This is a genomic window from Candidatus Micropelagos thuwalensis (assembly GCF_000469155.1).
GTDB classification, from domain to species: domain Bacteria; phylum Pseudomonadota; class Alphaproteobacteria; order RS24; family RS24; genus Micropelagius; species Micropelagius thuwalensis.
The window spans coordinates 635,097-647,216 of sequence record NZ_AWXE01000001.1; the positions used below are offsets into that span (position 1 = coordinate 635,097).

Annotated in this window: 9 protein-coding genes; 6 read left to right on the plus strand and 3 right to left on the minus strand. The window is 45.1% G+C overall.

The genetic code is table 11. The features are described from left to right. Window positions 1–82 precede the first annotated feature (82 nt). The 6 genes from fumC (at window position 83) to RS24_RS09940 (ending at window position 7,497) form a co-directional block, all read left to right on the plus strand. On the plus strand, window positions 83–1,474 hold the full coding sequence (gene fumC / locus RS24_RS03080) for a class II fumarate hydratase (RefSeq protein ID WP_021776723.1): 1,392 nt from the start codon (window positions 83–85) through the stop codon (window positions 1,472–1,474). A gap of 25 nt (window positions 1,475–1,499) precedes the next feature. Next, a complete protein-coding gene (locus tag RS24_RS03085) occupies window positions 1,500–1,724 on the plus strand; it encodes a ribbon-helix-helix domain-containing protein (RefSeq protein ID WP_021776724.1) in 225 nt (74 codons plus the stop codon). 59 nt (window positions 1,725–1,783) lie between these two features. After that, on the plus strand, window positions 1,784–4,195 hold the full coding sequence (locus RS24_RS03090; protein WP_021776725.1) for an ATP-dependent helicase: 2,412 nt from the start codon (window positions 1,784–1,786) through the stop codon (window positions 4,193–4,195). A gap of 16 nt (window positions 4,196–4,211) precedes the next feature. After that, window positions 4,212–5,060 carry a 50S ribosomal protein L11 methyltransferase gene (locus tag RS24_RS09665; protein WP_021776726.1) on the plus strand — a complete coding sequence of 283 codons (849 nt, stop codon included), beginning with the start codon at window positions 4,212–4,214 and terminating at the stop codon, window positions 5,058–5,060. A gap of 9 nt (window positions 5,061–5,069) precedes the next feature. Continuing rightward, window positions 5,070–6,872 (plus strand): aminopeptidase P family protein, encoded by a 1,803-nt coding sequence (locus RS24_RS03100; protein ID WP_021776727.1) that lies wholly within the window; start codon window positions 5,070–5,072, stop codon window positions 6,870–6,872. A 433-nt stretch (window positions 6,873–7,305) separates the two neighbouring features. Then, window positions 7,306–7,497 (plus strand): hypothetical protein, encoded by a 192-nt coding sequence (locus tag RS24_RS09940; RefSeq protein ID WP_131443715.1) that lies wholly within the window; start codon window positions 7,306–7,308, stop codon window positions 7,495–7,497. Here the strand turns inward: RS24_RS09940 and ligA are convergent. From ligA to RS24_RS03120, 3 genes are read right to left on the minus strand one after another with little or no spacing between them, the layout of a single operon-like run. After that, complete coding sequence (ligA, locus tag RS24_RS03110; RefSeq protein ID WP_021776729.1) at window positions 7,490–9,610, minus strand: NAD-dependent DNA ligase LigA; 2,121 nt, start codon at window positions 9,608–9,610, stop codon at window positions 7,490–7,492. The genes RS24_RS09940 and ligA overlap by 8 nt on opposite strands. After that, on the minus strand, window positions 9,607–11,274 hold the full coding sequence (gene recN, locus RS24_RS03115; protein ID WP_021776730.1) for a DNA repair protein RecN: 1,668 nt from the start codon (window positions 11,272–11,274) through the stop codon (window positions 9,607–9,609). The genes ligA and recN overlap by 4 nt, the downstream gene beginning before the upstream one ends. A gap of 18 nt (window positions 11,275–11,292) precedes the next feature. Next, window positions 11,293–12,096 carry an outer membrane protein assembly factor BamD gene (locus RS24_RS03120; RefSeq protein ID WP_021776731.1) on the minus strand — a complete coding sequence of 268 codons (804 nt, stop codon included), beginning with the start codon at window positions 12,094–12,096 and terminating at the stop codon, window positions 11,293–11,295. Window positions 12,097–12,120: the final 24 nt, after the last annotated feature.

Below are 12,120 nucleotides of genomic sequence, written 5' to 3' on the forward strand. Positions count from 1 at the left end.
CGACAAAACCAATAAATGCTAAATCTTCCCACACATTTTCTACATACATTATGTAATGTTTTTCGATTTAAAGAGGACAGCAATGACCCAATCCCGCACTGAAACCGACAGCTTTGGCCCTTTGGAAGTGCCCGAAGATAAATATTGGGGCGCACAAACTCAACGCTCGCTCGGGAATTTCAAGATTGGCGGAGAAACTATGCCAGAACCTATGATACGTGCCTTGGGGATTGTCAAAATGGCGGCGGCAAAAGCCAATATGTCCCTTGATAATCTTGAAAGTGATATTGGACAGGCAATTGTGTCGGCAGCCACTGAAGTTGCTGATGGTAAATTAAATAATCACTTCCCACTGGTGGTCTGGCAGACAGGCTCTGGCACACAATCGAATATGAATGCCAATGAAGTCATCTCTAATCGTGCGATAGAAATTCTAGGTGGTGAAATGGGTTCCAAATCTCCCGTGCACCCCAATGATCATTGCAATAGAAGCCAATCCTCAAATGACACCTTTCCAACTGCCATGCACATTGCTGCGGCTGAAGAGGGAAGCAATCGCCTTTTGCCTGCGTTGAAACACCTTTATACCGCCCTGACTGCCAAGTCTGAGGCGTGGGCAGATATTGTTAAAATTGGACGCACTCATTTACAGGACGCCACCCCCCTGACGCTTGGGCAAGAGTTTTCGGGCTACGCCACACAGCTTAAATATTCTATTGAACGCGTCGAAACATCCATGCCGCGCCTTTTGGCATTGGCACAAGGTGGAACAGCAGTCGGGACGGGGCTGAACGCTAAACCCGGATTTGCAGAAAAGTTTGCTGCAGAAGTCGCTGATTTTACAGGACTTGATTTTGTGACTGCGGAAAACAAATTTGAGGCTCTTGCTGCCCATGATGCATTTGTTGAAATGTCCGGCATGCTCAACACGATTGCCGCCTCGCTGAATAAGATTGCCAATGATATTCGTTTGCTCGGCTCAGGCCCCCGTTCAGGACTTGGTGAATTGAGCTTACCTGAAAATGAACCTGGTTCATCCATCATGCCAGGCAAAGTCAACCCAACACAATGCGAAGCTCTTACAATGGTTTGTGCGCAGGTCATGGGCAATCATACGGCAATTACGGTTTCGGGGGCACAAGGGCATATGGAACTTAATGTGTTCAAACCCGTCATGGCCTATAATTTATTACAATCCATGCGCTTGATAGGTGATGCCGCAGTGAGCTTCACGGATAATTGTGTGGTGGGTATCGAAGCTAACGAAATCAATATTGAACAGTTGATGCAACGCTCACTTATGCTGGTGACGGCTCTAGCGCCAAAAATTGGCTATGACAATGCAACAACCGTCGCAAAGACGGCCCATAAGAACGGCACAACACTTCGCGAAGAAGCCGTTGGTCTTGGTTTTGTGACGGAAGCTGAATTTGAAGAGATTGTCCGTCCAGAAGATATGATTGCGCCAAAATAGTCTATTTTGAGGGTAAAGGCCTATCATGGATAAACCCCGAAAACGTTCCATAACCATCGCAGGTCATGCAACAAGCATCTCGCTTGAAGCGCCTTTCTGGGACGCTATAAGGGATATTGCCGCACAACAAGATATATCACCACAAGATTTAATCGCTGAGATAGACAACTCAAAACGCATGGCCTCACTCTCCTCGGCTATTCGTGTGTATATTTTGTCATGGTATCAAGATAAAGCGAACGAAACCTAAAAGCTGGGTGAAAAGCCTTATGTTCGTGTTATATTCTTTAAAGAATCACGGAAAAAATTATGGTTTCAGACCCTTTTGATTTAGGCACGGATGATGTGAATAAAAACACAACATCGCATGCCCCAGAACCTCCGCCCCCCAATCATGCAGACACCATGTCAAGTGGGGGAGAAACTATGAGCCTATCGCAACGCGCAGCGGCGCGCATGCCTTTAGATGCCGGAAATGGTGAACTGGCAAAAGGCATGGAGGATATGAACCCTGAACAACGTGAAGCCGTTCTCGCACCGGATGGGCCTTTGCTTGTACTGGCAGGGGCAGGTACAGGGAAAACACGCGTCCTTACAACCCGTATTGCACATAAAATTTATACCAAACAGGCATGGCCAAGCCAGTTTCTCGCCGTAACCTTTACCAATAAAGCCGCGCGGGAAATGAAAGATAGAATTAGCAGTCTTGTCGGCGAACAAGTTGAGGGCATGCCGTGGCTCGGAACCTTCCACTCTATTTCAGCAAAAATCCTTCGTCGTCATGCCGAGTTGGTCGGGCTCAGACCTGATTTCACAATTCTCGATACAGATGACCAGATAAGATTACTAAGACAACTCATCAAGGCTGAAAATATTGACGATAAACGCTGGCCTGCCCGACAATTGGCATTTCTTGTTGACCGATGGAAGAACCGAGGATGGCAACCGCATCAAGTTCCCGCCGGAGAAGCAGGAAGTTTTGCCGATGGCGCAGCAGGTAAGCTTTATGAAAGCTATCAAAACCGGCTAAAAATTCTCAATGCTGTTGATTTTGGTGATTTGTTACTCGAATGTCTGCGCTTATTTCAGGAAAATAATGAGATCTTGCAGGAATATCAGGATCGCTTCCGTCATATGCTTGTCGATGAATATCAGGATACCAATGCCGTGCAATATTTGTGGCTCCGGCTCTTGGCGCAAAAGCATCATAATATATGTTGTGTCGGGGATGACGATCAGTCCATCTATGGGTGGCGGGGCGCTGAAGTCGATAACATTTTAAGATTTGAAAAAGACTTTCCCGGTGCCAGCATTATTCGACTGGAACGTAATTATCGCTCAACACCGCATATTCTGGGCGCGGCCTCCGGTCTCATTGAAGCGAATATAAATAGACTCGGTAAAACCCTGTGGACACAGGAAATCGCTGGAGACAAAGTCAGACTACGAGGCAGTTGGGACGGCGAGGAAGAGGCGCGGGTCACTGCAGATGATATCGAAGCACTTCAAAGAAAAGGACATAATCTAAATGAAATTGCCATTCTTGTGCGCGCCTCATTCCAAATGCGAGAATTTGAAGACCGTTTCATGCAACTGGGATTACCCTACCGCGTTATTGGTGGCCCACGCTTCTATGAGCGCGCTGAAATCAGAGACGCCAATGCCTATTTAAGACTCATCGCCCAACCGGATGATGATTTGGCTTTTGAAAGAATATGCAACAAACCGCGACGCGGACTTGGCGATGTTGCTCTACAAAATATTCACAGCACAGCACGCCGTAATTCAATTTCTCTCATGCGTGCTGCCAGAATTTTAATCGACTCGGACGAATTAAAGCCCGCAGCACGACGCGCTCTTTCGGGGTTTGTCACCTCTATAGATCGTTGGCGTAATCAAAAAGACAACTTACCGCATAATGAGTTGGCGCAAGTCGTACTCGATGAAAGCGGTTACACGCAAATGTGGATGGATGATAAATCTCCCGAAGCACCAGGCAAACTAGAAAATCTGAAAGAACTCATCAGATTCATGGATGATTTTGGATCGCTCAATGCTTATCTGGAGCACATCTCGCTTATCATGGATGCTGAAACAAATGACAGTGAGGAAAAAGTGTCATTAATGACGCTTCACGCAGCTAAAGGTCTGGAATTTATGACTGTTTTTTTACCTGGCTGGGAGGAAGGATTATTCCCACATCAAAGAAGTCTAGATGAAACGGGTGATCGTGGCCTCGAAGAGGAAAGACGCTTAGCCTATGTTGGCATCACACGGGCGAAAGAAAATATTACGATTTCTTTTGCCGGTAACAGGCGCATTCACGGGCAATGGCAAGCCGCAATACCATCAAGATTTATTGATGAACTTCCCGAAGAGCATGTTGAGCCGTTAGATGCTGAAATTGGATATAATCAAAATCAAGGCTTTCAAGACAGTTCCCAGAGCCAATTCGTCAAACATTCAACCAGCGACACCTATTCCAGCCCGGGCTGGCAACGGATGCAACGTAACCGAGCCGCGCGTGAGCAAAATAAGACCATCAATGTCAAAGTCCAAAATACATCATCAACGCATAACACCTTTAAAATTGGAGAACGCGTGTTTCATCAGAAATTCGGCTATGGCAAAATTGGGTCTATGGATGGTAATAAGCTAACGGTGCATTTCGAGAAAGCCGGCACAAAAAAGGTCATCGACAGCTTCCTCGAGCAAGTCTGATAGCAATATTTAAGACATGCAAATTTGGAAAGTGATTCTGACCACCAATAATGCAGACGCTGCAGAGGAAAGTCTCTCTGAAGCCGGTGCGGGTGCTGTCTTTGTGACTGCTTCAGGTAATCGGACACATATTGAGGCCTATTTTCATACGCAACCAGACTTAAACAGGCTGGAAGAAACCCTTCCGCCTCATCAAAACCTTACAACCGAAATTCTACCTCCATTGGATTGGGTCAGTCATAGTCAAACTGGCCTGCCTGTTATCAAGCAACCACCATTTTTTATTTTTGAGAAGCTAAACCAACCAAAACACCCGAATGGCCTGATAAACATTGAGTTGCAAGCTGGTCGGGCATTCGGTTCAGGTCATCATCAAACGACCCGTGGTTGTTTGATGATGCTGGATAAATTATTAAAGCGCACACAACCAAAACATATACTCGATCTTGGGTGCGGTAGTGGCATTCTTGCCATTGCATTGGCAAAAGCGACACACAAGAAGATAAAAGCCAGTGACATTGACCCTGAAGCCGTCGCCATGACGCAAAAAAACAGCTGTCTCAATCATGTCCACCATCTTGTTCAGGTACATGAAAGTGACGGTTTTAATCGGTTAGAAAGGGGGCAAAAAACCTTTGATCTAATTGTCGCGAATATTCTGTCGAATACACTCAAAAGGCTTGCCCACGACTTAACTAATAGATTATCTCCACCGCTATACCCGAATAGAGGCGGCAGTTTGATACTGTCAGGCATATTAAATACACAACAACAACAAATTACCGCCACTATGAGACAATTTGGCTTGTGCCTTCAGGAAAAAATTATATTAGATGAATGGACGACCTTATGCTTTCGGAGATAAGCTCAATTCATGCTTCAAAAATTTGATAACAATGCACAACCAGATCAAGCCGCCTCAAAACTGGCGCTTCTGCGTCTTGAAATGGACAATGCAGATATCGATGGCTTTATTGTGCCGCGAGAAGATGAGTTTATGGGAGAATATGTCCCGGCCTGCGGTGAAAGGTTGAAATGGCTCACCGGCTTTGGTGGGTCAGCAGGCATTGCCATTATACTCAAAAGTAAAGCTGCTTTGTTTCTGGACGGACGCTATACTTTGGAAGCTGAAAACTATATCGACACAGAAAGTTTGACGATTGTTCCTATCATGCAGGTGTCTATTCATTCCTGGCTCTCTGAAAATCTAGTTTCAGGCGATAAAATTGCATATGACCCAAAGCTCCACAGCATCGCTCAAATTAAAAAGCTTTCAGCCGCATTGGATAAGCAAGACATCACACTGACACCGCTTGACGATAATCTAATTGACTCTCTATGGACTGACCGTCCTGATCCACCAAATGGCGATATTCACCTTCATAACGACGCCTATGCCGGACAGAGTAGCTCTGATAAGCGCGATAATATTGCGGCACAATTAACCACTGAACAAGCTGATGCTTTACTTATCACACAGCCTGAAAATAGTGCGTGGCTTTTAAACATTCGCGGAAACGATGTACCACGCACCCCCTTTGCACTTAGCTTTGCGGTTTTAAAAAAAGATGCATCCGTAGCATGGTTTATCAATCCTGATAGGTTATCGAGCGACCTTCAGGCACACCTTGGAAGCGATGTCGAAATTATTCCCCCCCAGGATATGAAGACATATCTTGAGAAGCTGACAGGCAATGTGGTAGTTGATCCGTCGCATACGCCGCAATATTTCAAGAATATTTTGCAAGACAAAGCAGTGGAAGGCAAAGACCCTTGTAATCTTAAAAAAGCCTGTAAGAACCCCATAGAAATTGAAGGCGCAAAAGCCGCGCATATCCGCGACGGCGCCGCGCTATGCAAATTTTTACACTGGCTCGATATAACTGCGCCTGCAGGAAGTGTTTCAGAAATAGATGCTGTCAGTTATTTGGAACAATGCCGACAAGAGACAGGCGAATTGAAAGACTTAAGCTTTGACACGATTTCAGGTAGCGGGCCAAATGGGGCGATTGTTCACTACCGCGTCAATAATGAAAGTAACCGTACGTTACAGGCGGGGGATTTATATCTTGTCGATAGTGGCGGACAATATCTGGACGGCACAACAGATGTCACGCGAACAGTGCTTATTGATGGCGCACCTCCACCCGACATGGCGATTGAGGCATTTACCCGCGTTTTAAAAGGCCACATCGCGTTAGCGACAGCACGGTTTCCAGAAAATACAGACGGCGTAGCGCTTGATGCATTAGCAAGAGCACCTCTTTGGGCTGGAGGATTGGATTTTGATCATGGCACAGGTCATGGTGTTGGAAGTTATCTATCAGTCCATGAAGGGCCACAGCGCATTTCTAAAGGGGGTACTCAGGCACTTATGCCAGGGATGATTGTTTCCAATGAACCGGGGTTTTATCAAAAAGGTGAATTTGGAGTCCGGATTGAAAACTTACAATTTGTGACCTCTCCCGAAAAAATTAATGACGGACAGCGTCAAATGATGGGCTTTGAAGTGCTGACACTCGCACCAATTGACAAAAGACTGATAAACGTAGATTTGCTCGTCACCCAAGAACGAGAATGGCTAAATAACTATCATAAGCAAGTTTTTGATACGCTCTCCTCGCTATTAGAAGCCGACACAAAGGCATGGCTTCAGCACAGTTGTGCACCACTTTAGTCGCCAGATAATCAATTTAGAGTTTAGAAAAAAATTATCACTATCCTCAGTTGGTAGTATTTGCCCGTATTAACCTGTTATGCATGAAATGTAATAAGGGGGGAATAAACGCGCAAAAAGAAATGCCAAAAAGAAATGCTATGAATAAAAAAATAATCAAAAGAAAAGTGCTGAGAACTAAAGCTCGCCCCCTTCTGAATTTAAATACGATATTGAAACATCTGTTAAATTTCTCTTGTCTTGCGCGAAGCAACGCCAATTTATATCTTTCATAGAGTTTAAACGGTTTTATAAAATCCCTGATCAGGATTGGCCATTAGTTTATCCGCTTCTCTACATACATCTTAATCTGGTATTAAAATATTGTTCAGAAAATAACCTACCTCCACTGAGCGTTCTTGACGTTGCTCGGGATATGAAAAATAGTGGGAAAATGACTGAGAGACAAATTACACGACTCCGTAAAGCGTTTGACAGATACGGGGAAAGATGGACACATGATAAGGGTCAGGTGCAGGATATGAACGACCTGCATAAGTTACAAAAATTATGTTTTGACAGTGCAGTCGTGGTTAACTTCCCTACCAAACAAAAATTAGATTTATTTGCCGAAAGCTTCAGGTAGAAGCTGCAATCTCCAACCATTCATCTTCTGTCAGGGTTTCAATACCAAGTTCTTCAGCTTTTTTAAGCTTTGAACCTGCACTTTCCCCTGCTACCAAAATATCGGTTTTCTCTGATACAGAACCCGAAACTTTAGCACCCATCTTCTCAGCACGGGCTTTGGCCTCGGCGCGTGTCATCCGTGCAAGCGTACCAGTGAAGACAACTATTTTACCAGATATGGGTGTGTTGTTTTCTGCTTCAGGAAGTGAGACAGGAGCCACGCCGACATTTATGAGCCCATTTATAATATCGAGATTATGTGGCTCGGCAAAAAAAGTTAGCAAAGACTCAACCATAGTATTCCCGACACCATCTATGGATGCCAATTCTTCTTTGCTCGCTTCATGCCCCTCACACATGGAAAGAACAGCATCACGAAATCCTTCGAGCGTTTTATATCGCCGTGCCAGTAGTCTCGCTGTTGTCTCACCGACTTGACGAATACCAAGCGCAAATAAAAAACGATCAAGGTCTGGCTTTTTGGCTTTTTCAATCGCCAAAAACAATTTTGTAAGACTGTCTTTGAGTTGCCCTTTATTTTTTCCCGATGTATAGAGCCAAATCTCAGGCGCTTCGTCAGCTTTTTGGTGTAAATTGAAGATATCAACTGGAGTTCTGAGCAAATCATAAGCCCAAAATTCATCAATTTGCTTATCCCCAAGACCATCAATATCTAAAGCCGAGCGGGAAACAAAATGTTTCAATCTTTCTTTGGCTTGCGCAGGGCAACTTAGCCCGCCTGAACATCGCTTTACGGCATCTTGCTCACCATCCGCACGTATTTCATGAAAGGCTTGCGCGCCGCAGGCAGGGCAATTATCAGGGAATTGATATTCTTGCGGCTCCCCTTCCCTTTTTTCTATCAGTACCTCAACAATTTGGGGGATAACATCGCCAGCACGCTGCACAACCACAAAATCATTAAGTCGAACATCAAGACGTTTAATTTCATGAGCATTGTGCAGTGTTGCATTAGACACTTCCACGCCACCTACCGTCACTTTTTTTAGCTTTGCTACAGGCGTAAGCGCACCCGTACGTCCGACTTGAATATCAATATCCAAAAGTTTCGTAATAGCTTTTTCTGCCGGAAATTTATGGGCAATCGCCCAACGGGGCGCGCGTGACACAAACCCTAAGCGGCTTTGCCAATCAAGACGATCAATTTTATAAACCATGCCGTCAATATCATAACCAAGTAAAGAACGGCGTTCTTCAATATCCCGCCAGTGATCATTCAGGGCGGCAACATCTTTCAAAACTTTGAAATCTTGATTCACCGTAAATCCCCACTTGTCAAAACAAGTGATCATGCCCGATTGCGTATCAGAAGGCATGTCGGACATCTCCCCCCACGTATAAGCGAAAAACTTCAATGGGCGGTCAGCAGTAATTCTAGCATCTAATTGCCGCAGACTACCTGCTGCAGCATTGCGAGGATTAGCAAAGGGTTTACGCCCCTTTTCAGTTTGCTGACGATTAAGAATTTCAAAATCCTCATGCGCCATATAGACCTCACCGCGAATTTCGACAATATCTGGCACACCCGCTGGGAGGGTTAAGGGGACATCTTTAAGTGTCTTGAGATTCTCGGTAATGTCCTCACCTACTTGACCATCACCCCGTGTCGCCCCTTTTACAAAAATGCCTTTTTCATAACGAAGGCTTGCAGAAAGGCCGTCAATTTTTGGCTCGGATGTATAGGAGATAGTTTCTGCTTCATCCAAACTTAAAAAACGTCTTATACGGGTGTCAAAGTCTTCCAAATCCTGAACATTAAATGCATTACCCAAAGAGAGCATGGGGACTGCGTGCTGGATTTTCCCAAACCCACTTTCGGGCGTAACGCCGACTTTGTCACTCGGACTATCTGCACGTTTCAAATCTGGAAAGCGTTCTTCAATAGCCTGATTTCTCAGCCGCAACGCATCATAATTAGCATCTGAAATATTTGGGTCATCATTTTGATAATAGGCTACATCATGTCCAGCTATTTCACTGGCAAGCGCCTTTAATTCTTCAGCCGCTTGTGCGCTGGTAAGTACTTCGACCGAGATAGACCGCCATTTCATAATTGCCCACCCAGCAATCTAACTGCTGCGGCACGCGCTTCTTCTGTCACAGAAGCACCCGCGAGCATCCGGGCAATTTCTTCTTCTCTGTTTTGAGTGGAAAGTTCTTCAACACGAGTCATTGTGCTGTCATCATCGACAGATTTACTGATTAACCAGTGATGATTACCACACGCTGCCACTTGAGGAGAATGGGTCACAACAAGAACCTGGCCATTTTCTGCAAGTAACTTCAGACGACTACCTACAGCTTCAGCAACAGCACCACCCACGCCCGCATCAACTTCATCAAATATCATGGTCAGAGGTTCACTGGCTTCCGCCAACGCAACTTTGAGAGCTAACATGAAACGTGCCAGTTCCCCACCTGACGCTATTTTAGATATTGGCCCGGCAGGCATACCCGGATTTGTACTCGCCATAAACTGTACACTGTCAATTCCAGTCGCTGTACCCATTGAAGGGGTAACATGAGACAACACAGTTTGAAAACCACCACCATTTAGCTTGAGGGGCTCAAGCTCCTTCATAACAGTTTTGTCGAGCTTTAGTGCCGCTTGCTGACGGGTTTTAGAAATACTCAGCGCTAAAACTTCATAATCTTTAAAAGCTTTTTCGACATTTTGCTGTAGCTCATTTAACCTGTCTGCACCGCTTTCAATATCGTCAAGTTGTTGTTGAAGCATGGTTTTAGTGGCAGGTAATTGATCAACTTGAACAGCATGCTTGCGCGCCAAAGCTTTTAAACCAAATAGCCTTTCTTCAACTTGCTCCAATCTTTGCGGGTCGTATACCAAGTCCCGTGAAGCTTCGAGTAATTGTGTCTGGGCTTCATCCGCCTCTATAACTGCCCGTTCTAACGCAGTAATTGTGGTATCGAGACGACCAGCGGCCTGATCCGAGACTTTCTCCAATTGGCGAAGCGCACCGTTAAGTGACGATTGTAGCGCTTTGTCACCCTCCATAAGAACCAATGCTTCTGCGATATATCCGGCTATTTTTTCAGAATTCATCAAGAGTGTGCGCTCTTCCGACAGACTCTCTTCCTCGCCCTCTTTTGGGTCAATTTTCTCAAGCTCTTTAAGGGCATGACGTAAAAAATCTTCTTCAGCAGCGGCGCGATCACTGGCATTTTTATAAAGCTCTAATTGCTCCTCACATTCCATCAAATGACTATATTTTTGTTTCAGCGCATCAACCTTGTCTCCGTGCCCAGCATAGGAATCGAGCAGTGATAATTGAACTGGCCCGTCCGTAAGAGATTGGCTTTCATTCTGACCATGGATTTCAACCAATTCGGAACCGATAGTTTTGAGCAAATTAACACTTACGGGTGCATCATTGATGAAAGCACGTGAACGACCATCTTTACTCTGAACACGACGCAAGATGATCTGTCCTTCACAGGGTAAATCGTGTTCCTCCATAATGCGTTTAACAAGCTTATCCTCGGGAATATCAAAGGCGGCTGTGACTGTTCCTTGCTCTGCCCCACTTCTAACCAACCCGGCATCACCGCGTGCACCAGTTGCCAGAGCCAATGCATCAAGCAAAATGGATTTTCCCGCACCTGTCTCACCTGTTAACGTGCACAGGCCCGCCCGCCAGGTCAGGTCTAGCTTTTCTATTAAAACGATATTTCTTATGGAAAGATTTACCAGCATCAACTCTGCGCGCCTACGCTAGAAAATTGATTGCCAGAATTTTCTAAACCAAGAGGTTTCTTCTACTTCGGGGCTAAAATCCCGGTCTACAAGCATGCGGTAACTGTCTTTATACCACTCGCTATCAGGATAATTATAGCCAAGCACGGCAGCTGTAGAGCGTGCTTCAGACTCTATACCCAGTGTCAGATATATCTCGGTCAAACGATGTAAGGCCTCTTCTACGTGGGAAGTGGTCTGGTATTTCAATAGGACATTTCTAAATCGCTTAGAGGCGGCAATATAAAACTGGTTCTTCATATAGAAACGCCCTACCTCCATCTCCTTACCTGCGAGATGGTCATAGGTTAAATCCAGTTTCAAAGTCGCATCACGCGCATAATCAGTTTCAGGATATCGCCTTATGACATCTCTAAGCGCTTGAACCGCAAGTTCAGTATTTTTCTGATCTCTCGAAACGTCTGAAATTTGTTCATAATAGCTTTGGGCTATCAGATAATAGGCATAGGGAGCGTTTTTATTACCCGGATGAAGTGCCAAGAAGCGACGTGCTGTTAACACGGCGTCAGAATATTTATTCTGCTGGTAATAGGAATAGGCTGACATCAGCATTGCCCTGCGTGCCCATATGGAATATGGGTGCTGACGCTCTACTTCGTCAAACTCCAGTGCCGCCCGACGGAAGTTTCTCTCTTTGAGAGAGTCGAATGCTTGATTGTAAATCTCTTCAACAGACCGCTCAACATATTCCGGTTCATCATTGGTAGATGAACAAGCAACCAGTGTGAACATAATAAGAAGCAAAAAGAGACGTGAAAGCATTTTTGAAGTCATATTTATCAATTA